We start from the raw sequence: 22057 nt of genomic DNA on the forward strand, positions 1-22057 counted from the left end.
CCCAGGCTATGGGCAGCTCTCTCTTTTTGATCGCTTTTGGTTGGTTGACCAACTAATTCTAAAAGGAATCTCATCATGGATGTTTTAGTGACCGGAGCAACAGGGTATATCGGCAGCGCGATCGCGCGCGCCCTACCATCAGCGGGCCATACCGTAATCGGCCTGGCGCGATCGGAAGCGGCGGCCAAAAAGCTTGAAACGCTTGGGGTACGGCCTTTGGCTGGAGATTTACATCAGCCCCAGACGCTGGCTCAGGCGGCGCACCACGCCGATGCGGTGATCCACGCAGCCTCTACTGGTGACGCGCAAATGGCCAATGCCGAGCGGTTGGCGGTCAACATCTTCCTCGACAGTCTGGCAGGGACGGGTAAGCCATTTATCTATACAACGGGAACCTGGCTGCTGGGCAACACCGGCGATCGCCTAACCGATGAGGCCGCGCCGCTTGATCCCACACCGCTGATTGCCTGGCGGGCCGAGCTGGAGGCCCAGGTTTTGGCGGCCTGCGATCGCCAGATTCGCACCATCGTCATTCGTCCAGCGCTGGTGTATGGCCGGGGCGGTGGCCTGGTGGCAATGCTAGTGGAGTCTGGGCATCAGCACGGGGTGGTGCAGTTTATCGGCTCAGGCGATAACCGCTGGACTCTGGTGCATGTCGATGATCTGGCTCGCTGTTACGTAGCCGCTCTAGAGCGGGCCTCGGCGGGTTCGCTGTTTATTGCCGCCGACAGGCAGGTCGTCACGCTGCGAGAGATTGCTGAAGCCGCCAGCTATGCCGCCAATATTCCTGGTCGCATTCAAGCCTGGCCACTGGATGAAGCGCGCCTGGCCATGGGGCCTTTTGCCGATGCCCTCGCTCTTGATCAACAGGTGAGTGGCGAAAAAGCCAGAACGGCCCTGAGCTGGCAACCGCAAGCCGTCTCATTACTCAATGATCTCAGGGAGGGATCCTATGTTAGCTGATGGGTTGCTGGGGCTGGCCATTTTGTCGGCAGGAGTGGTTTACGGTGTGGACGTGTTTTTTGCGGTGGTGGGGCGATCGGCCCTGGCGGCCAGTGAGGAGGGGGCGATCGCCAACGTGATGGCCCATTTACACCAGGTTGCCGATGCCCGCATGCCGATCTTTGGTGCGCTAGGAATGCTGACAACCGCCGCATTTGTCGTCGCTAGCGTTGTCGGGACGCCTTCAAGCTGGCTGGCACTGATGGCCCTGGCGGGCTTGCTCGTTCAGCTGGGCCTGTACCTGAGAGTGGCTAAACCCGTCAACGAAGTTATGAAGGCCGCTGTACAGCAGGGAACAATTCCCGACAATGTTCGCGCCCTGCAAAACCGATGGGATAGCGTGATTGTGGGGCGCGCCCTCGCCATGACCTGGGCGATCGGGTGTCTCCTGCTGGCAAGGGCGTTTCGCTAACTCCGAGGGAATTGGATGGGATCTCAGCAATATGCTGGGATCCCTAATTCTCTACTAGAGCCCCTCGCCAACCCTACTGTCCCGTCAGGCTCGAGTTTTCCCGGCGGGCTATCCTACAGATAAGCGCTTGTCCACGGAGGCATCCATGACCGCCCTCTGGCCCCAGGCCACCACTACCTACCCCAGCTCCGACGGTGAACCCGTGGCCGAAACCTACGCCCACCTCTACGCTCTGCTAATTACGCTGGAGGTACTGCGGCAGTATGTCGCCGGACGACGAGCAACAGTGCTGGGTAATCAGTTCATGTACTACGCCCAGGGGTTCCCCAGGCTGCGGGTAGCCCCTGATGTAATGGTGATTTTTGAGGTGGAGCCTGGGGGGCGCGACAACTACAAAATTTGGGAAGAGGGCCGGGTGCCGTCGGTCATTTTTGAAATGACTTCCGCCAGCACCCGCCAGCAGGACGAAGTGGAGAAAAAGACCCTCTACGAAGGACTGGGAGTGCAGGAATACTGGCTGTTTGACCCCAAGGGCGAATGGATCGCCGAGCAGCTCAAGGGCTACCGCCTGCGAGATGAGGTCTACGCACCAATTGCAGACGGCTGTAGCGAACCGCTGGGCCTGCGTTTGGAAATCGACGGCGGACTGATCGCCTTTTATCGTCAGGACACAGGCGAGAAGCTGCTGATCCCCGATGAGCTGGCGATCGCCCTCAGGCAAGAGGCCCTGCGCAGGCAGCAGGCCGAACAACAGGCGGCGGCGGCAGAACGAAGGGCGGCGGCGGCAGAACGAGAGTTGGAAGAGTTGAAGTCCAGGCTGCGCGATTCGCAAAGCGATCCGTCCCGGAATCGCGGCATTGACCCCGACACCCTGCTTAGCTAAATCTCTCCCTACCTCTGGCGAAAACTAACCTGACTTTCCGGAAAGCCAGCCCGTCGCGGTGAGGGACTTGGCGGCGCGGCAGCCCAGCTCAGATCTGCACCCCATGCAGCGACCTTGGGCATCCTAAACCAGACCGTCCTTATTTGATTGCGATACAACGCTATGGTGGCTCGTACCTTTGGTTGCTTTGGTTCTGCACTGGTTACCGTGGCTGGGCTAGCGGGTGCCGTTTGGGTGCTCAACCTGCCCTACCCCATGATTCGCTGGCCCGTGGCCAAGACGGCTCCCCTGATCCTGCTGCCCAGCTACATCAAGATGGACAACGACTATCGGCAGGCGGTATCGCTGGTGGCCCAGGCCGACCAGCTGGTGAACCAGGCCACCTCCGCCAGCGACATTGAGCTGGGCGAAGAAAAAGTCCATCAGGCCCAGGAGCATTTGGACGGTCTGCCCGTATGGTTTTTGGGCTATTACCCCACGGCCTACTGTGGGTTTGTCGGCTGCCGGTGGCAGTTCACCCTAGACGAGTTTGAGGCCGCCCGATCTGAAATTGGCCGCATGGAAGCGGTGGTGTTTCAGGAGCGCAACGCCCAGCATTTGCTCGAAGAAGGCACGCTGGCCGTCGATGGAGCAGAGCAGGCCTTTCAAGCTGCCCAATCGGGTACCGATCGCGCCACCGCCCTGAGCACCTGGCAGCGGGGCATGGATAAGCTCAACGAAATTCCGCCCGAAACCCTGGCCGGACGGCAGTCGGCCACCAAGCTCGAAGCCTACCAGCGCGACTACCAGCAGGTGACAGGCAGTGTTGCCGGGGGCGATCGCTCCAACACCCTGGTCGATGCCGCCAAAGCCTTTGCCTACCAGGCCGCGATCGCCGGGCAAAATCCACCCCACCCCGCCGATACCTGGGCGCGGGCGGCAGAGCTGTGGGAAACCGCGATCGCGCGCCTCAACGACATCCCCGTTCAAGACCCCGGCTACAGCGAGGCTCAAATTCTGCTGGCCCAGTATCAGGCCAACCTTGGCATTGTTCAGGAAAATGTCGCCAAGGAAGAAGCCTCCGCCAGAGCCCTGGATAACGCCACCGAAAAAAGCACTCGGATGCTGGCCCAAAACCTGGAAGGCATGGAGCGCAACCAGATCGCCAGCCTCATGCAGGACATCATCAACGATTTGGAAAAAGTACAGCCCAATACCACCAGCTACCCCAAAGCCAGCGCCATGCTCACCTCGGCCAATCAAAAGCTAGCCCAGCTCAAGTAGCGGCCAACACAGCCACAGCAAGAGCGGCATCCTTCCACTATTCCAACCGTTTAGGCAACGGTGATGAACTGTTACTGCGGTCCGTAGGGGTAGCCATTTTCACCTTAAAATCATCACCATCTGCTTCTGGAGATCGGGGCTGAGCGCGTCAGGGATGTTGTGCTTCATTGCAAACCCAGTTGGGTCTCCGGAAGTAAGCCGGGTGCAGGTGTATTTAATGTCGAAACTAACCGCGAACCCCACCCCATGCTGAAGCTCGCCGACCTGCAACTGGGCCAAAAATTTACGCTGCTGCTGCTGCTTGTGTTTTTGGGCGGCATTGTTGCCAGCAGCATCGCCCTATCCTCAGTTTTAAACCAAAACGCCCAGGCCCAGCTGACCACCAAAGCACTGATGCTGATGGAAACCATGAACTCCGTGCGCGATTACACGAGTAACCAGGTAAAACCGGAGCTTGCCGATCGCCTCAGCACCGAGTTTTTGCCCGAAACAATCCCGGCCTATTCCGCCCGCGAGGTGTTTGAAACCTTTCGCGCCAACCCCATCTACGCCGACTTTTTCTACAAAGAAGCCACCCTCAACCCCACCAACCTGAGAGATAAGGCCGATGGCTTTGAGGCTCAGCTGGTTGAGAACTTCAACCAGCAGGGCACCACCCAGGAAATCAGTGGGTTTCGCTCGACCCCAGCGGGGGACCTGTACTACATTGCCCGCCCGATTAAAATTAGCAAGCCCAGCTGTCTGGAGTGCCACAGCACCCCCGCCGCCGCCCCGGCCAGCATGATCGAGCGCTACGGCACTAACAACGGATTTGGCTGGAATCTCGATGACATTGTTGGCGCTCAGGTGATTTCTGTGCCCGCCGAAAAGGTTCTAAAAAGCGCCCGCCAGTCTCTTTTGCTCATTCTCGGCATTTTTGTGATTGCGTTTTCGGTGGCGATCGTGCTGGTCAATCTTTGGCTCAAGCGCTACGTGGTGCGCCCGCTCAACCGCATGGCCCTGGCCGCCGAAGCCGCCAGCATGGGAGACCCCGGTGCAGAGTTTATCGTCAAGTCTAAGGACGAAGTGGGCAAGCTGGCCGAAGCCTTTAACCGCATGCAGCTGAGTTTGCAGATGGCCATGCAGCGCCTCGATCGCTACCGCGAAGGGCGGCGCAATTCCGATGATTTTTCCAAATAATATAGCTGTGCCCAGTCTGGTTAAGACCTGTCTCCCAGGAACGTTCAAACGTTTGAACGTTCGTAGGGGTTCTGAAGGGCATTGTGCCGAGCGGGCCGCCCAGGGGGCAAACCCGACTGGCCCTTACTGCATCTGGTGGCGAAAATCCTCGGCCTTTTTGCGGTCGGGGATTTCGGCGGCCAGACGGGTGACGAGTTCCTGAGCGGAAAGATGGGGAAAATCGGCCAGGGTATCGTCGACTAGATACCTGGCCATGGGGCCAATGCAGCGGGTCAGGGTCTGCCGACAGCGGCTGATAAAGTCCGCGCTGGGGCGATCGCCCGTGGAAGAGTGCTGCTCAGACAGCTGGCCCGATGGCTCGGCCAAGCCCTGGGAGGCCGCTTCGGGGCCGACGGAATGATCGTCTACAGCCACCTGAATGCGGCTGATAAAGTCCGTGGCCTGCCGCCCATTCGACAGCTGGCTGGCCAAAATATCGACGAACTCCTCCGGGGTGGCCTGGGGATATTGGTCGATCATTTCTTCGACAATGACGCTGGCCATGGGGCCAATGCAGCGGGCCAGCTCGTGGCGGCAGGTCTCTATAAATGCGGAGTGGTGCAGTTCTGAGGCCGCGATGCTCGGGTCGGCAGCGGTGGGAACCTCGGCGCGATGCACGGCCTGCGTCCAAGCCGGTGCCACCATGATGGGAGAGCTGGGCGCCACGGCGGCGGCCAGGGGAGCCAGGCGCTGCACAACCTCGGCGGCCGACTGAAAGCGGGCCTTTGGCTTTTGCTGCACCAGCTGGGTGAGAATGGCTTCCAGGGTGGGGCTGAGGCTGACGTAGGATTGCCAGCGCCACTCCAGCGAGTCCTGGTCGATTAAAGCTCTCGGATAGCGGCCCGTCAGCAGCACGATCGCCGTTACCCCCAGGGCGTAGAGATCGCTGCACGGAAAACACTGGCCCAGGTGAATTTGCTCCGGCGGCGAGTAGCCAAACTTGCCCACCATGGTGGCCGGTTGACCATCGTCGGCGGGGGCCATTTCATCGGATAGCAGGGTGCTGATGGCGTCGCTGACCAGGCCAAAATCGATCAGCACGGGCAGGTTGCGATCGCGGCAGTACATGATATTGTCCGGCGAAATATCGCGGTGCACAATATTCAAGCTGTGCAGATACTCCAGCACTCGCAGCATCTGCATCAGCCACTGGATCACCTCCGCCTCAGAAAACTGGCTACTTTGCTGGCGGCGCTGCTTAATCAGCTGGGAGTAAGGCACGCCGTCAATGTATTCCTGCACAATGAACAGGCGATTTTTTTGGGTAAAGCAGGCCAAAAACTTAGGCACCTGGGGATGGTCGAGCTGGTACAGGGTTTTGGCCTCTCGCTTAAAGAGGTCCAGCGCCTTTTGCAGGTTATGGCCCGATTTTTTGGTGGGAAAAAACTCCTTCAGCACGCAGGCTTCGCCAAACCGCTGGGAGTCTTCGACCAGATACGACCGGCCAAAGCCGCCCTGGCCCAACACCCGCTGCACAACGTAGCGGCCCCCAATTTTGCTGCCCGGCGCTATGACCCTGCGATCGCCAGCTACATCTCCGGCAGGCTCAGGGGCAGTTTCAGCCGCAGGAGGTGCAGCGCTAGCCCCGTTGGCCACCTGCGGCAGCGCGTGGACATGGTAGGCCGGCACCAGATCCTGAATGTTTTTGAGCTGAAGCGGTCCGGCGTAGGTGACATCTAGATCGAGCCGTGACTTGACGACGTCGTAAACAATTTTAGAAATGCAGAGACCGCTGGGGTGCGCCTCGGTTTGCAGACGAGCGGCAATGTTGACCCCATTTCCCATCACGTCGGACTGGCTAAAAAAGACATCCCCCAGGTGAATGCCAATGCGGTGCAGTAGCGCTGGCTCCCCCTCGGCGTTGGCGTTGAGGCGGGACAGTTCTTTTTGAATTTCCAGGCCGCAGCTCACGGCCTGCACAGCGCTGGCAAAGTACATCAACAGGCCATCGCCAGTCGATTTCAGCACCTTGCCCTCAAACTGCTCGCAGAGCTTTTCCATCAGCTCCTGATCCCGCTGAAGCTGAGAGAGGGTCAACTCCTCATGCACCGACATGCGGGCGCTGAAGCCGACCGCATCGGTTAACATAATCGCGGCTAGGGTGCGATGTCCATGGTTCACACTAGTCAGCTCCAGGGAGTTCTAAGGACGTTCAGGTCGCTGACGGAGGCAGAACTTCTCCGTTAGCGCGCGGTTGGATTCATCTATTAGCTTCACCTATGGGGCGGTGATTTCCTGAAAGCAGTCCTGATGGTCGATGGCGTAGGCGTGGGCACCCCTGGGGTCTGATATTCGCTGGACCAGCGCTAGCGCATCTGTAACCACGCCTGCGATCGCGCCAGCAGCAACCAGCCCTAAATTTGATTCTATCCTACGCATCAGCCGCTAGCGGCTTGACAGCTCACTCTCCCACCGTTCTTTGTCAAGGCTTTAGCTAAGCTAATCAATTGCCCTTGGCAGCGGGCGCCCCAGGGGCACCAGACTCCAGAGTTAGCACCGCAGGCTGCTCTTTGACTCGCGACTCCAGGGGCCGCACTTTTTCGACCAGGGCAATGAGCTGGGTCAGATCGGGCGGCGATGCATTGGGCACATAGCCCGCATCGGCAGTGATGTTAGAGGGCGCGCTCTGCATAGCCTGCTCAATGTACTGCTGCTGATTGCGATCGACATTGGGGCTGATCAAAACGGCCCCCGGAGGAATGGCCCGGCTGGCATGCAAGACTCTAAACTCGCCCTCCTCAAAGGCCTTGCGCTGCTGCTGAAAGTCATCCTCTGACATAGCCCCCGCCGCCACCCGGCCATCGGCAATCCAGACCAGCATGGTCGCCGGGGTAGAGGCAAACTCAATTTTCGCCAGGGTCAGGCCGTAGAGATCGTAGAGGGGAAGATAATAGCCCGTAGCCGACCCTGCCTCGCCCAGGGCAATGGTCTGATTGGCCAGATCCCCCAGCCCTTGAAAGGAGCTATCGTCGCGCACGACCAGCACAGACTTTTGCTTGGGCGGACCCAGGGTAGGAAAAATGGGCAGATAGTTGGCTTCAGCAATGGCAATGGCCGCCAACCCCGAGGGAGCAAACACCAGCGACCAGTTATCCGCCCGAATTTCCTCAACGGCACGAATCTCGTTGAAAACAGGCTCCAGCTCCACCACAGCGTGGAGCTGCTCTGCCAAATAGGTTTGAAAACGCTGGTATTTTTCTAAAGAGCTGGCCCCGTCGTCATAGCTCACCAGCCCTACGGTGAGGCGCATTGGCTGATCGGACACCTTAGCTGTGCCGCAGCCTACCGCCTGCAACAGCAGCACCGCCACCAGGCTGGCCAGACACAGGTTGCAAAACCGACGCAGTTGCCCCATGGTCTCCACAAAATAGTTGCTCGGGGTTGCCCCTGAGGAAGTCTGATCAAGTGTTTGCAGCTTAGATCGACGGGCCTCATAAATTGGATCTTCTTCGTATTCTGTGACGTTTTTGGGACGTTTTCTGGGACGTTTTTTGGGATGTTTTGCGGCCAGGAGAAATGGGGCAGGGAACCCTGCAACCACAGCCATAGCCTCTAGCCGAAGTAGGCAGGTTCGTTGCCCGGCGTCCACTTGATATTGCAGCCAATGCTGGGTTTTTGGTCGCCGGGCATGGCTTTGGCGGCCAGCACGGCATCGAGGGCGGCTCGCAGGTCTTTGCCGGTCACGGGCACGCCGTTGCTGGGGCGGCTGTCGTCGAGCTGGCCCCGGTAGGCCAGAGTTTTGGCCTGGTCAAACACAAAGAAATCGGGGGTGCAGGCGGCGGTGTAGGCCTTGGCGACCGCCTGGCTTTCGTCAAAGCAGTAGGGAAACGTGAAACCGACGGTTTTGGCCTGGGCTTTGAGGTGTTCTGGCCCATCCTGGGGATGGGTTTGCAGGCTGTTGGCGCTGATGGCGACAATGCCCACGCCCTTGGCACCGTAGTCCTGGCCAAGGCGGGCCAGCTCCTGCTCGACATGTTTAACAAAGGGGCAGTGGCGGCAGATAAACATCACCAGCAGGGCCGGGGCATCGGCAAAGGTGCCGAGGGTAATGGTATCGCCGCTGACCACGTCGGTTAGCTCAAAGGCGGGGGCTGCGGTGCCCAGGGGCAGCATGGTAGATTCCACCATAACCATGGGTTGAGTCTCCAGGGTGAGTTTTCTTTATCGTACTGAATCGAACTGGGGGATCTGGCCATGACCGCCGCCGCACTCAACGCCATTAAAAACTATCTGCCCCTGTCGCCGACCCTGGGCACAGCGGGGCAGCCTACCGCAGAGCAGTTTGAGGCCGTGGCCCAGGCGGGCTATACGGTGGTGATCAACCTGGCCCTGTCTACCTCAGACAACGCGATCGCCAACGAGGCAGAGCTAGTCAAAAGCCTGGGCATGACCCACTTTCACATTCCGGTGGTGTGGGAAGCGCCGACCCCGGTGGACTTGGAAATATTTTTTAAGGTGATGGACCGCAATCGCGATCTCAAAACCCTGGTCCACTGCGCTCTCAACATGCGCGTTTCGGCGTTTGTCTACCTCTACCAAATCCTGCGCCTGGGGATAGATCCCTCCGTAGCCGAGGTTGACCTGCACCGCATCTGGCAGCCCAACCCCACCTGGCAAGCCTTCATCGATCAATCCCTAAGCTAACCCACCCCCACCCCATCACCCCCCACCCCATCACTCCCCACCCCATCACTCCCACCTCCCCATCTCCCCCACCCTCCCCACCTCCCCATCTCCCCACCTCCCCCATCTCCCCACCTTCCCCACTCCCCACATCCCCTCCCCTCCCTTAAAATGTCTCTATGCCATCAGAGACTCATTACCAAACCCTCGAAATTCACGAGACGGCGACCCAGGCGGAGATCAAGCGGGCCTATCGTCGTCTGGCCAAGCAGTTTCACCCCGATAGCCAGAGCACCCAGGCGTCGCACGATCGCATTGCCCGCATTAACACCGCCTACGAAGTGATTGGCGACCCGTCGCGGCGCACGGTGTACGACCAGCAGCGCCAGGGCTTTGTAGCGGCTGACCCGGTGGAGAGCGCCACCAACCGGGCCAAGCGCACCGCCGAAGCCCAGCAGGTATACCGCTACGCGCGGGAGGCCACGCAGTCTTCTGAAGCCCGAGAAGATGCCTGGCTCAAGCTGGTGTACGGCCCGGTAGACAGGCTGTTGGGCAAAATTATGTCGCCCCTGAGGGCGGAGATTCGCAAGCTGTCTGCCGACCCCTTCGACGATGAGCTGATGGAGGGGTTTATGGCCTATCTAGAGCAGGGGCGCACCTGGCTGGGGCAGGCCCAGGGCAAGTTTAATTCGATGGCGAACCCGGCCAGCACGGCGGGGGTAGCGGCGGATGTTTACCACTGCCTGGGGCTGCTGGAGGATGGGCTAGATGAGCTGGAGCGCTTCACCATGAGCTATGAGGAGAGCTACATTCACACCGGGGAAGAGCTGTTTCGGCGGGTGAAGCAGATTCGGGCCGAGGCAAAGGAGCGAGTAAAGCGGTTGGTGTAGAGTACGCCATCGTAGGGGCAAACAGTTGTTTGCCCTCATAGGTTTTTGCGACGCTCCGCTACCCTATGTTGGACATGGGTTGTTGGCTAAAGCCAAGCCTACCGCTGGGGACATTTCGATTGTCCCCAGACCCCCTCGACCAGGGCCGTGCCGCCGCCCTGGACCCAGCGGAAAGGATGTATCGATGGGCCAGTTTAAACCTCTGTTTTGCGCATTGGCCTGCTGGTAACCGTAATGGGTCTGAGCCATCAACCTGTAGGGTGCATCCGCGCAGCGATGCACCATATTTGGGGTCTGTTATGAATCAAGGGTGGGTTTACACCGATCGCATTAACAAAGCCGACACTGGTCTCTCGGTGCTCGACTTCTATAGCGATCGCTATTGTCACTCGACGCAGGCAGAATGGCGCGATCGCATTCTCTCGGGCCAAATTTGCCAGGATGGCCATCCTGTAGCTCCGGACGATCGCCTTCAGGCGGGGCAAACTTTGGCCTATCATAGGCCACCGTGGCAAGAGCCCGAGGCGCCGCTGGGGTTTAAGGTGCTGTACGAGGATGAGGATCTGGTGGCGATCGCCAAGCCCGCTGGCCTGCCCGTGCTCCCCGGCGGCAACTTTCTCACTCACACGCTGCTGCACCAGCTAAAGCTAAAGTACCCCGAGAATACCCCCATCCCTGTGCATCGGCTGGGGCGGGGCACCTCGGGGGTGATGGTGCTGGGCAGGTCGCCCCTGGCGCGATCGGTGCTCAGTCGCCAGCTGCGCGAATCTACTGCGGCGGCCTGCGATCCTCAAGCTCCCCACCCGATTCGCAAGACCTACCGCGCCCTAATTGGCCCCAGCAATTTGCCGGATACCTTTACGCTGACAACGGCGATCGGCAAGGTCAATCATCCCGTCCTGGGGTATGTGTACGCCGCCAGCCCAACCGGCCTGCCCGCCTACAGCGATGGCAAGGTGCTGCACCGCACCCCAACCTCTACCCTTCTGGAAGTCACCATTCGCACCGGGCGCCCCCACCAAATTCGCATCCACCTGGCCGCTGCCGGATTTCCCCTCTTGGGCGACCCGCTCTATGGGGTTGGTGGAGTGCCCCTAGCACTGGAAGCTTCCCCAAATGGAAAGATTCCAGTGCCAGGGGATGTTGGCTACCATCTCCATGCTTACCAATTGAACCTAGAGCATCCCAGGACTCAGAAGGCTATGGAGTTAATTAGTGAGCCTCCAAAGATTTTGCAACATCTCTATTCCACATTCCACCAGGCTTGAGTCAACACTTAGATCTTCATTGGATGCCTTGAATCTGTAATCGTACTTAGCCAGGGCCTTGCCAAAGAATAGGTTCAAATGTACCATTATTTTATAGTTCAATTGAACTATAGGGTGTGTCGCCATATTTCCCTTTACTTCATCTCCTATCACAAGGAAAAGTGCATTATGACCCCCTATACAAGATTTAAAGATGCTTCAGAGGATAATCAGGGCCGCGGCTGTAGTACCGATTCTTCGGTTACTAAGGCAAAAGAGTCATACGATCGACGAGCCGAGGATGCTGAAGCTACTTTACGAGACAAGCAAGCTAGCGAGCGAGCGTCTTACAGAAATGCTTGATCTTCTAAGAAGTTAGCTAGTGACTCACGGTTCGCTTATTTTTTCTTAGTGTTCCATGAGTTAACCAAACACTATATGTATAGCCCAAAGGTATGTTTGCCAGTTACCTCAATTAGGTGATTAAAGATCCACAAGGTGTGCGTTTAGCAATACCCTTGATTAAGGGCTAACAACCATATTCCACCATAATCTGAAAAGTCGTTTCAAAACGAGCGAACCGAGAGTTTTAAATAGTCTGGTTAAAGATTCAATAAAGATAGTCGATAAGGCTATAAAAGTGTCCTGATTTATTATTTTTATTGTGTATATGGAATCGGCAGTTAGTTTTGGAGCCGATACCATGTCCTTTGATGATTGTCTTGACAAGGCTAGAGAGCTCAAAAGGCAAGGATGCAATAATGAGGATATACTACAAATATTGATGCAGTACTGTAAGGCTGCTAGCGAAGCTGAGCGTGCATTAAAGGAACTGCAGGCAGAAGAACGCAGAAGATTTAATTCCAACGAGTTTTAGCTTACCTTTCTATGAGCAAGAATGATCGTACTATTCTTGCTCATAGAAAGGCAGCTGAGAAATCAAATAATCAATGCAATCACTTGCGAGTTTTCTGCTAGCGGCATCAAAACGTCCAGACATATCTCTATCAATAGCATCCTTGATTAAGGAAAATGCTGCCGCATAAACTCGGTGATCAAAAACCAAAGGAATTTCAGGAGAATCCAATATATCATGCCTTCCCCATTTCAGGCAATGAGAAATTTGCTCTAAAAACTGATATATGGAAAAGCAAAAATAACTAACCTTCTCAGGATTTGTGCTGCTTTCAATGTCTGGGAAAGCCTTCAACGCCTCGCGGCCAAAGCGCTTTGCTAAAGCCTTTCGAGTTCTGTCAATCCAAACGGCAATTCCGGCTGACTCTTCGAGGTCTTGAATGAAATCTTCAAGAATTTTTAACTCGCTTTGCTTGCATCTTCTTTCCTGAACAAGCTTCTCTATAGCGCTAGGATTTAGCAATTTTTCGCTCTCAATCCTAAGGCTTTCAATCTTCTTGACTAGATTTTCTTTGCCCTCTTCTAAAAGACTTTTTGCAGCGGAGTGAAGCTTATCTAATCTGTAGTTGAAATCATTTAAAGAATGGATTTCCTGTTTTAATATTGTAAATGCATTCTGCTGGGTGGTGCTCAAATATCCTTTTTTGTCGAAATTTTCTATTAGTCTTAAGTCAGAATTAACTTGCTTGATTTGTTCGGAATCCACCTTTAGGATTTCTAGTGGTCGCCTCTCTAGATGCCTGAATATCGCACCACCTGATAAATCATTGGCACTCTTAATTGCAGACACCAGCATGTCAATAGAATTTTGGTCTAAATTATGGTTGATAATATCCCCGATATGGATTTCGGAAGCCTGTCCTACGGTAACGCCATATTTTCCAAGCTGGATAGCTGCGTTATGAGGGTTTTCAATCAAATCACATCTAAGCTTCTGAATAGTCTCCTCATCTAAACTACTATCTAAATAATTGGAGTCATCATAGGATTCTGAACTTTTCATGCTGCACCACTGAAGCATTACAGAAGTACGGATATAGTCAACGCCGAACTTCTATTATCATTTTGCTTTTAAGCAGGGAACTTGAGGATTATCCTAATCCTTATTTTTGATTACCTGTAATCAAATTTTCGCAGACAGGTTGGTTGTCAATGAAAACAAATTAAGCTCTGGCAGGATTTTGTGCGCCGCAACAGCTAGGCAGTCAGTCATTATAGTTATCACCAATACGAATATTTTTGGCTTTATCAATCTTGGTATTATTTTTTCCAAATTGATAAGTTACGTTGTTACTTGATCCCGCTATGTTGCCATCCCCCGAGATCAAAATGCTTCTTTCTGAATTGCCGCCGACTGAAATACTTCGATCACTATTTTCTTTGTTTTGCTGAGGATTCTCAAAGGGTTCCCGATTGCTTCCATCATTAGCTAGAACTGAGTTCAAATCCCGAATGAGAGAGATGATACCCATAACGTAATCTTGCTCTGTAGTCAAATTCCTGTAGTGCAACTGCTTGAGTTCTGCTGGAACTTCACAGGGTGAAATTAGCAGAGGAATTATAAGCTTTTCGAGTGTTAGAGCAGTCTCCCATTCCCATTCCACATATTCAGACACCACGGCAGCAGGAGTTAGTAAAACTACCACTGCGTCTACGGCGCGCAGCGCTGCTCGAAGCTGTGTCTTTAAAACCTTGCCACCTTCCATGGCTTCAATGTCGCGCCAAATCTGAAATCCTGCTTGTTCTAGCTCTGTTTTCAGGCGGGCGGCAGCGGCTTGACCGTCTTTGAGCGCATAAGACAGAAAAATGGTACCCATAGGGACTAGCCTATAGAAAGATCATTGGTTCGTTCTACTTATTCCAAGATCTCAGGGAAAACACGGGTTAACGTTAAAGTAACACGTAACCTAAGCAAAGGTTGCTCAGGTCAGGATTTTTTGATCTTTAGTCAAAAAGTTACAGTGGTTCTGGCTTTTCTTCAGCGCGATCGCACCATCAGCAGTTGATTGGACTGGGTAAAGCCGTACTTTTCGTAGAAAGGCTGCATTTCGGGTGTGCAAAAAAGCTGAATGCACTCCACCTCAGCAAGCTGAGGATGGGTGGTGATGTGCTCAATGAGTTTGGCGCCTAGTCCCTGGCCGCGATAGTCTGCCGCCACAATCACATCGAACACGATCGCCCGGTACACCCAATCCGTCAGCACCCGGCAAAAGGCCGCTAGCCGCTGCGCCTCGTCATTCCACAGGCCAAAGAGCAGGTCGCTGTTGCTCAGCAGAGTGGGCACATCGTCCAGGGCACGTTCTTTGCTCCACCACTCCTGCAAGTACATCTGGTGAAGCTGCTCCACCTGAGTTGGGGTGAGCTGATGAATAAGGGTAAGCATAGGTAGATATCGTTTCTTTAACAGTACGGTTATCCTGACCCAAAGGCTAAATCAAAAGGCTACGATCGGGGTATAGCCGAGCAAAAGACCTATCTTACTGCCGATGGCAAGGGTCAGGGCTATCGATACAGTTTATGCATAGCTACATTGCAGCCCCGTCACTTAGCTGGTGAAGCACGCGAGATTTGGGGGCAATTGGCTACTACCGCCAGCAACGGCTCAGGGGCAATGGCTCTCTGCGGCCCACTTTTGAGCATTGTCCTGGCACTGATCATCTATACCGGAGGATACCTCCATGAAACGCACTTTGCTCGCTGGAGCGGCAGTTGCTATTCCTTTAATTTTTACTATGCCTGTCCAGGCCGAAAACCCGGCCCATGTGCAGCAGCTGCTAGAAACTAATCTCTGCCAGGGCTGCGATCTCTCTGGCGCAGACCTGGCTCAGGCCCACCTGATTGGGGCCGACCTGCGCGACTCCAATTTGCAGGGCACCAACCTTGCAGAGGCCAATTTAGAGGGGGCCGACCTCAGCCGCGCCGACCTCACCGGGGCCAACCTCAGCCGCGCTTTTTTGACCAATGCGCTGCTGCAAGATGCCACCCTCGACTGGGCCAACCTGACCGACGCCCGCGTCTACTTTGCCGACGTCACCGGGGCATCGCTACTGAACGCTGATCTAACCGGAGCCGAAATTGTCGGCACTCCCATCAGCATTGGTGGAGATTAGCCTGGGGCTATAGCTGCGACTGGTTTCCTTTCAGGCCTTTTAGGATTGATCTCTCCCAAGCCAACAGCCCTAAGCCAGCAGCATTAGCCGCTCTGGCGGTAGCACGACCGACCAGGGCAGAGGCATAGTCTTTAGAACAGTCCACTTGTCCTTAAAAACTTCTACCTGCACCTCGTAGTCGCCCGGGTGGCCGGGGGGATTGTGCAGCTTGAGGAATAGAGTCATGCGGTGAGGGGTTTCGCTGGTCATGGCTAGCCAGCAGGGAAATGTGTTCGGCAGGGCTGTGCCGCAGGCAGAGGGCGATTCAGCCATGAGAGCACCCGGAGATAGGGGGATGGCGCTGTGGTCTGGCGACAGCTCATGTCTGCGATCCAGCGAACTGGGGTGATTGGCTTTTGGGCGACCTTGCGGCTGGTTTGGGGCTGAAGGGATGAAGGTGTCTTCGCGGCCAAGGGCTTCTAAAAAGCCAAACTGGTGCGCGCGCATGCCGATATGGGTCAGGGCAGGGGGAATAGGATCGCTCACCTGCAGGGTGCAACCCCAATCCAGGGCATGGATGGTAGATGCATTGACGGCTACTGCCCGTGAAATATTTTTACAGCCAGTGAGTTTAGCGGCACTGACGGTTTGGGGATATTCCAGCACCCGATGCTTGGTGTCGCAGGTGCTGATGCGTCCCTGATCCATGACCAGAAGATGGCTGCAAACCCGATAGGCTTCTTCGATATTGTGGGTCACCAGGAGGGTGACGCCGGGATATTGCTCCAGCCACAGCCGCAGGTCTCGCTCGATGAGGTAGCGCAGGTGGGTATCGAGGGCCGAGAACGGCTCATCCAGCAGCAGCACCTCGGGCTGGCTGGCCAGCACCCGCGCCATGGCCACCCGCTGCTGCTGGCCACCGGAAAGCTGGCTGGGGTAGCGATGCTCTAACCCTTCAAGCTGCACGGCCCCTAGCTGGGCCTCAACAATCTGCCGCTGCCGCTGGGCCGAAAGGTTGGGGGGCAGGCCAAAGGCAATATTTTCGGCCACCGTGAGGTGGGGGAACAGGGCATAGTTTTGGAACAGAACGCCGACGCTGCGATCGCGGCAGGGCAAGTTAACTCCCGTTTCTGAGTCAAACAGCACGCGCCCGTTCAGCACAATCCGCCCGGTGTCGGGCATTTCTGTGCCCGCAATGCACCGCAAAATCAGGCTCTTGCCCGCCCCGGAGGCCCCGAGCAGGCCCAGGGGCTGGCGATCGCTGCAAAAAGATACGTCGAGGGTGAAGCCAGGCAGGCGTTTGGTGAGGGTGACTGAGAGGTGGGGGGAGGTGGGCAGGGGAGATGGAGGAGATGGGGAAAATGGGGGAGTGGGGAAGGTTCTTTGGCGGGCGGCGGTACCAGTGTGCTTGGCCTGGCTGGCGTTCTGGCTGCGCGTCTGGCTGGATTTTCTGTCTCTGTTGCTCTGTCGCCCTCGCTGCCAGCGGTTTAACCAGACCAGCCCCCCTAAAGTAATCGCCAGAATAACGCCGGTCCAGGCGGCGGCTTCCCAAAAGGCTCCGGCCTCGACGGCAAAGTAGATGGCCATGGGAATGGTCTGGGTTTTGCCGGGAATATTGCCGGCCAGCATCAAGGTGGCACCAAATTCGCCCAGGGCGCGGGCAAAGGCAAGGGTGGTGCCGGCCAGCACGCCCGGCAGGGCCAGGGGTAGGGTAATACGCCAGAACAGCCGCAGTTCAGAGGCGCCCAGGGTGCGGGCCGCAGCTTGCAGGTTGTCGTCTATTTGCTCCAGCGACCCCAGCACGGTTTTGTACATCAGCGGAAAGGCAACAACCGTGGCGGTGAGAACGGCGGCGTACCAGGTGAAGACAACGCTGCCCCCGGCGGCCTCCAGCAGGGCACCAATGGGGCCATGTTTGCCCACCAGCAGCAGCAGCAAAAACCCCAGCACCGTGGGCGGCAGCACCAGGGGGGCCAGGAAGCACCCGTCTAGCAGCGATTGCCAGCGCCCCCGATAGTGGTGCATAAACTCGGCGGCGGCCAGGCCCAGGCCAACGGTGAGCAAGGTGGCAATGACGGCAATGCGCAGGGAGATCCAGAGCGGGGAGAGATCGAGCATGGCATGGGTATTGATGGTGGAGCAGAGGTGGGGGAAGAGGGCAAAAGATGGGTCTGAAGTCTGTCTCGCACGTCGCCGCATCCCCCCGACGCCGCGTCTACCGCCTTCACTCTAGAGCTAACTAAGACTGCGCCTGGCCAAAGCCGAACTCTGCAAAGGTCTTTTGGGCCTCATCTCCGGCCAGAAAGTCAATCAGGGTTTGGGCCGCCTCTGGATGGGGGCTGGCCTTTACCACCGCAATGGGATACACAATTGGCTGGTGAGAGCCAGCGGGGACAGTGGTCAGCACCTTGACGCGATCGGACAGGGCGGCGTCGGTGGCGTAGACCATGCCCAGTTCGGCGCTGCCGCTTTCGACGGCGCTCAGCACGCTGCGGACGTTGCTGCCGAAGACGAACTTGGGCCGCAGGGTTTCCAGCAGGTCCAGTTTGGTGAGCACTTGCTCGGCGTACTGCCCGGCGGGCACACTGCGAAACTCACCCACGGCAAAGTGGGTAACGGCGGCATCCTTGAGCTGGGCGATGTCGGTAATGTCTAAGGTTGAAGCTTTGGGGGCAATCAGCACCAGGCTGTTGGTCACCAAGTTTCGCCGCGAGTCAGGCACAATTAACCCCTTGTCGGCCAGGGCATCCATCTGCTTGGCGGCGGCGGAGAAGAACAGGTCCGCCGGGGCACCCTGCTCAATCTGCTGCTGTAGGGTGCCAGAAGAGCCAAAGTTGTAGTCCACGGCAATATTGGGATGGGCCTCGCGGAACTGGGGGGCGATCGCCTCCAGCACATCCTGCAAACTGGCGGCGGCGGACAGGGTAAGGGTAACGGTCTGGTCGGAACTCGGCCTGGAATTTAAGGGTGCTCCAGCACAGCTAATGGTCAGAAAACAGGCGATCAGCCCGCTGAGGAAAGGAATTAAGAAGCGGCGGCGTTTCATGGTGCTAAACCCAAGGGAGATAAATTGAGCAAAAAGGAGATGGCATTCTAGTCGGGGCGGCCAATGCAAAGATAATCCGGGGAAGCGCAGAGCGGTTTGCCAACGCCGGGGTTTTCCTTCGGCTTCACCGTGACGTTAGTCACCCCCTGGTTGCCTGCGGCTATCTAATAGGATATTTGGCGAAAGCCCAATCTAGCTAAGTCCGGGGATTTACACCCTCCAGCCAGGCATTAGAGCAGATTCGCCGACAAAAACTTTTTAGCCTAGAGAAATGGGCGTTTATAAGCATTCACACTCTCTACAGTTATTGGACCAGACCAGAATCGAAAAAGCTGTATTAATTGAAACAATTAACGGGCAGAAAAGGTTTTTTACGCACAGAACTAATGGCGGCTTGGTAAGCATAAGAAATTCAAAATCAAATTCGTGAATCATCTTCAGATTTCGCCTCTGCCAGGTATATACTATTATTGTTCAATAGCCTGAAGCGAATCAGTTTCATGGCATTGAATTAGAGCAACCAAATGCCCAACTCATTTAAAACTAAAACCAAATCTAAAACTGGAGTTTTGCATGAAAATTAGCGCAAGAAATACCTTAAAAGGCACCGTTAAATCGGTCACGATGGGGGCCGTCAATGCAGAAATTGTCATTGAGGTAGCTGCTGGGTTAAGTATTACTTCAATTATTACCAAGGCCTCTGCAGAGCAGCTGGGCCTGGCCGTGGGAAGTGAAGCCTATGCCGTCATCAAAGCCTCCGATGTATTGATGGCGGTAGACTAGCGCCTGCGGGCCACAATATTGAACAAGTGCCAGTGTTTTTCTTCTCCCAGGGCGGTTCTGCCCGGATGCTCTTCTTCATCCAAAAGCTCAACTTCAAAGGGATGAAGAAGGGCCTCAACCTGCTGACGGGTGTGGTGGGTGACATCGGTATAGGCAGCCCAGGAATCGCGATCGCCAAACAAATGCCCGCAAAACCGACCGCCGGGCTTTAGCGCCACAGTAATTTCTTCCCACAGGTCAGCAAAGTGGTTGGGAAGGCAAAAGGGCAGGCTAAAGCTGGCGTTGATCAGGTCAACGTCTGGCGGCAAAACAATATTTTCAAAGGCCTGCACCCGCGTTTCCAGATAGCGGCGGTTGATGTCTTGCCGCTGGCGCAGCCGCGCGATCGCCTCAGGCTCTCCATCAATGACCAGCACGCGCCAGTTGCGGCGAAGGAGCTCAACGGTGTCGCGCCCGTCACCGCAGCCCAGGTCAACGGCATTTCTAATCGCCAGCGGCCCCTTTTCCTGGGATGATTCTGCCTCGAAGCGATCGAGCGCATTGAGCAACGTTTCGCGGGGAGGTCGGCCTTCTACGGCCCTATAATAGTCAGACCATCGACGCTGAAAAGAGCACCCATCGGCAGCAGTTGAGGGCGAAAAATGCATAGGCCAACGCTTCAAAAAATCACACATGATTAGGTTACGAGGTCGCCCTCGCGTTGAACAATTGCGTAGAGACACCGTTAAGCTATGCCCCTACAGCGACGCCGCTATGCGGCTACAGCATCATGACCTAGGCCGTTAGCGCCGGGAAATCGGCCTTCAAAAGCTCTAGCCAGTCGGCAATACGCCGATCGGTTTTGTCGCTCTCGTTCACCTCATCCAGGGGCAGTCCTACAAATTTGCCGTCTCGAATAGAGGTAGACTTTTCAAAAGAATAGTCTGCGGCAGAAACGGCTCCCACGACCTTGGCCCCCAGCGCCTTAAACTGGTCGTGCAAAATCCCCAGGGCGCCTACAAAGTGCTTGCTGTGTCCTTCGCAGTCACCGGGGCCAAAAATCGCAATGGTTTTGCCAGAAAAGTCGGGCTTTTCTACTTCCATATCAAAGAGGGGTTCGCGCCAGGAATTTTGCACTTCCCCAGCTCCCCAGGTAGAGCATCCCAGGATCAGGTAGTCGTATTTCAGCAGGTCTTCAGCATCATCAAAGTCGTCTTCCATGTTGTACAAATCGCAGACATCTGCACCGATAGCCCGCTGAATTTTCTCGGCAAGTTCTTCAGTGGTGCCGGATGTGCTGCCGTAGAAGAGTCCGATTTTAGTCATGGGTAGGCTCCTTGCATAGGAAAAGGGAGAGGTGAATGCATGAAGAATGTCAGTCGCGCCCGGGTTCGCCGTCAGGCAAGGGCGGGCTCGTAGGTGTGGCACGCCTTGGGGCAGACGCGATCGCAGGCCTGGCAGCCGATGCAGTTCTCGGCTTTGACGATGGCCATCACCTTGCGTTCGACTTCGTCGTCATCGTCGTCTTCATCAACAATGGCGCCCTCGTCGTTGAGGGCAATGAGCGCCATAACGCCTCGACCGCAAGCCTTAAAGCAGCGGCCACAGCCCAGGCAGGTGGCCCAGTTAATAGTTTTGAGAAATTGGGGCGTCCAGGGGTCGCCGCCCAGGGTAAGGCCAGTTAGAAAAGCCATAGAGTTAGTCCTTTTGCGCAGGCAGGCATAAAAGAGTAAAAAAGAGGGCACAAGCGGGGTCGTAGGCTGGGTGAAATGCAGAGGCCCAGCGGCCAGAAAGCTTTGCTGGAGCGAAGCTTGCACTTTGCCCAGCCCACAGATTTTGCCGCGCCCATCGCCCCCTAGACCAGGTAGGCTTCCATGTGGGTTTTGATGGTGCAGTCGGAGCGGGGGTAGGTGGAACACAGCACAATAAAACCCTTAGCGATCTGGTCGTCATCTAAAAAGGACTGATCGCTTTGATCAATTTCCCCTTCGACTAGCTTGCCGACGCAGCTAGAGCAGGCCCCAGATCGGCAGGAAAAGGGCAGTTCAATATCGTTTTCTTCGGCGGCATCGATGATGTAGGTGTCGTCATCCACGGGAATGGTGACGTCGAGGTTGCGCTTTTTGTTGATCAGGCGGACTTGGAAGGTGGTCATGGGGGGTCTCCTTGGTGGGGAAGGGTTTTGGGCAGGGAGTGCGTGGGAGCGGGGGGGCGTGGGAGCGGGGGGGCGTGGGAGCGGGGGGCTCTTTATGTGCAGGGCACCCCTGATGGCGTACAGTCTCCTGCGGCCTGGAATGACTTACCGCAGCCGCAGGTGTCGGTGGCGTTGGGGTTGGTGAACTTGAAGCCGCTTTCCAGCAGGCTGTCGATGTAGTCCACCACAATGCCGTTGAGCAGGGGGGCGCTTTTGGGGTCAATAAAGACTCTCAGGCTGCCAGACTCGACAATTTCGTCATCGGGCTGGGGAGCGTTGGCGATTTTAATGTCGTACTCGTAGCCGTTGCAGCCGCCGTCTTTAACGGCCAGGCGTACGCCCCGCTCGGGGGTGTAGTCGGGGGTGCTGCGGAGGAAGGTGCGGAGGCGGAGTTCAGCGAGTTCGGTGAGGGTGACGGTCATGGTGGTTAGGGGGGGTAGGGGGTGGATGGGTGGATGGGTGGATGGGGGAGATGGGAGAGAGGCTGTAGGGTGGGTTAGGCCAGAGTTAAAT

Annotated in this window: 25 protein-coding genes; 11 read left to right on the top strand and 14 right to left on the bottom strand. The window is 56.2% G+C overall.

What is annotated here, in order from left to right:
• Positions 1-75: 75 nt before the first annotated feature.
• The 5 genes from LEPTO7104_RS0111940 (at position 76) to LEPTO7104_RS0111965 (ending at position 4739) form a co-directional block, all read left to right on the top strand.
• Positions 76-963: an SDR family oxidoreductase gene (locus tag LEPTO7104_RS0111940; protein WP_017298809.1), complete on the top strand. Its 888-nt coding sequence runs from the start codon at positions 76-78 to the stop codon at positions 961-963.
• Positions 953-1414 carry a DUF1772 domain-containing protein gene (locus tag LEPTO7104_RS0111945; RefSeq protein ID WP_017298810.1) on the top strand — a complete coding sequence of 154 codons (462 nt, stop codon included), beginning with the start codon at positions 953-955 and terminating at the stop codon, positions 1412-1414. The genes LEPTO7104_RS0111940 and LEPTO7104_RS0111945 overlap by 11 nt, the downstream gene beginning before the upstream one ends.
• Before the next feature lie 145 nt (positions 1415-1559).
• A complete protein-coding gene (locus LEPTO7104_RS0111950; RefSeq protein ID WP_017298811.1) occupies positions 1560-2297 on the top strand; it encodes a Uma2 family endonuclease in 738 nt (245 codons plus the stop codon).
• Between the two features lie 162 nt (positions 2298-2459).
• Positions 2460-3560 carry a hypothetical protein gene (locus LEPTO7104_RS0111955; protein ID WP_017298812.1) on the top strand — a complete coding sequence of 367 codons (1101 nt, stop codon included), beginning with the start codon at positions 2460-2462 and terminating at the stop codon, positions 3558-3560.
• Positions 3561-3806: 246 nt separating this feature from the next.
• A complete protein-coding gene (locus tag LEPTO7104_RS0111965; RefSeq protein WP_017298814.1) occupies positions 3807-4739 on the top strand; it encodes a c-type heme family protein in 933 nt (310 codons plus the stop codon).
• Between the two features lie 123 nt (positions 4740-4862).
• On the opposite strand, the gene LEPTO7104_RS0111970 is transcribed toward LEPTO7104_RS0111965, so the two are convergent.
• From LEPTO7104_RS0111970 to LEPTO7104_RS0111985, 4 genes are all read right to left on the bottom strand, one after another.
• The gene (locus LEPTO7104_RS0111970) at positions 4863-6899 is read right to left on the bottom strand and encodes a DUF8082 domain-containing protein (protein WP_155523608.1); all 2037 of its coding nucleotides are present in this window, start codon (positions 6897-6899) and stop codon (positions 4863-4865) included.
• Positions 6900-6995: 96 nt separating this feature from the next.
• Positions 6996-7157, bottom strand: a complete 162-nt coding sequence (locus tag LEPTO7104_RS40045) for a hypothetical protein (RefSeq protein WP_017298816.1) — start codon at positions 7155-7157, stop codon at positions 6996-6998.
• Positions 7158-7221: 64 nt separating this feature from the next.
• Positions 7222-8133, bottom strand: a complete 912-nt coding sequence (locus LEPTO7104_RS0111980) for a phosphate/phosphite/phosphonate ABC transporter substrate-binding protein (protein ID WP_017298817.1) — start codon at positions 8131-8133, stop codon at positions 7222-7224.
• A gap of 197 nt (positions 8134-8330) precedes the next feature.
• Entirely contained in the window at positions 8331-8912 is a 582-nt protein-coding gene (locus LEPTO7104_RS0111985; protein ID WP_017298818.1) for a thioredoxin family protein, read from the bottom strand.
• Positions 8913-8972: 60 nt separating this feature from the next.
• On the opposite strand from LEPTO7104_RS0111985, the gene LEPTO7104_RS0111990 reads away from it, so the two are divergent.
• The 4 genes from LEPTO7104_RS0111990 to LEPTO7104_RS40050 all read left to right on the top strand — a co-directional run bounded on the left by LEPTO7104_RS0111990 (position 8973) and on the right by LEPTO7104_RS40050 (position 12415).
• Positions 8973-9422, top strand: a complete 450-nt coding sequence (locus LEPTO7104_RS0111990; RefSeq protein WP_017298819.1) for a protein tyrosine phosphatase family protein — start codon at positions 8973-8975, stop codon at positions 9420-9422.
• Between the two features lie 158 nt (positions 9423-9580).
• On the top strand, positions 9581-10291 hold the full coding sequence (locus LEPTO7104_RS0111995; protein ID WP_017298820.1) for a J domain-containing protein: 711 nt from the start codon (positions 9581-9583) through the stop codon (positions 10289-10291).
• A 299-nt stretch (positions 10292-10590) separates the two neighbouring features.
• Positions 10591-11559 carry a pseudouridine synthase gene (locus LEPTO7104_RS0112000; protein WP_017298821.1) on the top strand — a complete coding sequence of 323 codons (969 nt, stop codon included), beginning with the start codon at positions 10591-10593 and terminating at the stop codon, positions 11557-11559.
• A 649-nt stretch (positions 11560-12208) separates the two neighbouring features.
• Positions 12209-12415, top strand: coding sequence for a hypothetical protein (locus tag LEPTO7104_RS40050; RefSeq protein ID WP_196358105.1), 207 nt, complete (start codon positions 12209-12211; stop codon positions 12413-12415).
• Between the two features lie 30 nt (positions 12416-12445).
• Here the strand turns inward: LEPTO7104_RS40050 and LEPTO7104_RS0112015 are convergent, their stop codons facing one another.
• The 3 genes from LEPTO7104_RS0112015 to LEPTO7104_RS0112025 all read right to left on the bottom strand — a co-directional run bounded on the left by LEPTO7104_RS0112015 (position 12446) and on the right by LEPTO7104_RS0112025 (position 14836).
• Positions 12446-13456 carry a hypothetical protein gene (locus LEPTO7104_RS0112015; protein WP_155523609.1) on the bottom strand — a complete coding sequence of 337 codons (1011 nt, stop codon included), beginning with the start codon at positions 13454-13456 and terminating at the stop codon, positions 12446-12448.
• A 202-nt stretch (positions 13457-13658) separates the two neighbouring features.
• Positions 13659-14270, bottom strand: coding sequence for a toll/interleukin-1 receptor domain-containing protein (locus LEPTO7104_RS0112020; RefSeq protein WP_017298825.1), 612 nt, complete (start codon positions 14268-14270; stop codon positions 13659-13661).
• 161 nt (positions 14271-14431) lie between these two features.
• Positions 14432-14836: a GNAT family N-acetyltransferase gene (locus LEPTO7104_RS0112025; RefSeq protein WP_017298826.1), complete on the bottom strand. Its 405-nt coding sequence runs from the start codon at positions 14834-14836 to the stop codon at positions 14432-14434.
• A gap of 295 nt (positions 14837-15131) precedes the next feature.
• Here LEPTO7104_RS0112025 and LEPTO7104_RS0112030 point away from each other — a divergent pair, with 295 nt between their 5' ends.
• Positions 15132-15563, top strand: a complete 432-nt coding sequence (locus tag LEPTO7104_RS0112030; protein WP_026072626.1) for a pentapeptide repeat-containing protein — start codon at positions 15132-15134, stop codon at positions 15561-15563.
• A gap of 69 nt (positions 15564-15632) precedes the next feature.
• Here LEPTO7104_RS0112030 and modB read toward each other — a convergent pair whose 3' ends face one another.
• Positions 15633-17660 carry a molybdate ABC transporter permease subunit gene (gene modB, locus LEPTO7104_RS0112035; RefSeq protein ID WP_017298828.1) on the bottom strand — a complete coding sequence of 676 codons (2028 nt, stop codon included), beginning with the start codon at positions 17658-17660 and terminating at the stop codon, positions 15633-15635.
• Positions 17661-17781: 121 nt separating this feature from the next.
• Complete coding sequence (gene modA / locus LEPTO7104_RS0112040; RefSeq protein ID WP_017298829.1) at positions 17782-18588, bottom strand: molybdate ABC transporter substrate-binding protein; 807 nt, start codon at positions 18586-18588, stop codon at positions 17782-17784.
• 573 nt (positions 18589-19161) lie between these two features.
• Between modA and LEPTO7104_RS0112045 the strand changes: the two genes are divergently transcribed.
• The gene (locus LEPTO7104_RS0112045; RefSeq protein WP_017298830.1) at positions 19162-19371 is read left to right on the top strand and encodes a TOBE domain-containing protein; all 210 of its coding nucleotides are present in this window, start codon (positions 19162-19164) and stop codon (positions 19369-19371) included.
• On the opposite strand, the gene LEPTO7104_RS0112050 is transcribed toward LEPTO7104_RS0112045, so the two are convergent.
• From LEPTO7104_RS0112050 to LEPTO7104_RS0112075, 5 genes are all read right to left on the bottom strand, one after another.
• A complete protein-coding gene (locus LEPTO7104_RS0112050) occupies positions 19368-20018 on the bottom strand; it encodes a class I SAM-dependent methyltransferase (RefSeq protein ID WP_017298831.1) in 651 nt (216 codons plus the stop codon). The two genes, LEPTO7104_RS0112045 and LEPTO7104_RS0112050, sit on opposite strands and share 4 nt — an antisense overlap.
• 127 nt (positions 20019-20145) lie before the next feature.
• Positions 20146-20676 carry a flavodoxin gene (locus LEPTO7104_RS0112055; RefSeq protein WP_017298832.1) on the bottom strand — a complete coding sequence of 177 codons (531 nt, stop codon included), beginning with the start codon at positions 20674-20676 and terminating at the stop codon, positions 20146-20148.
• A 71-nt stretch (positions 20677-20747) separates the two neighbouring features.
• Complete coding sequence (fdxB, locus tag LEPTO7104_RS0112060) at positions 20748-21044, bottom strand: ferredoxin III, nif-specific (protein ID WP_017298833.1); 297 nt, start codon at positions 21042-21044, stop codon at positions 20748-20750.
• A 161-nt stretch (positions 21045-21205) separates the two neighbouring features.
• Complete coding sequence (locus LEPTO7104_RS0112070) at positions 21206-21505, bottom strand: 2Fe-2S iron-sulfur cluster-binding protein (protein ID WP_017298835.1); 300 nt, start codon at positions 21503-21505, stop codon at positions 21206-21208.
• A gap of 92 nt (positions 21506-21597) precedes the next feature.
• Complete coding sequence (locus tag LEPTO7104_RS0112075; RefSeq protein WP_017298836.1) at positions 21598-21966, bottom strand: HesB/IscA family protein; 369 nt, start codon at positions 21964-21966, stop codon at positions 21598-21600.
• Positions 21967-22057: the final 91 nt, after the last annotated feature.

Source organism: Nodosilinea nodulosa PCC 7104, from assembly GCF_000309385.1.
In the GTDB taxonomy this organism is placed as follows: Bacteria; Cyanobacteriota; Cyanobacteriia; order Phormidesmidales; family Phormidesmidaceae; genus Nodosilinea; species Nodosilinea nodulosa.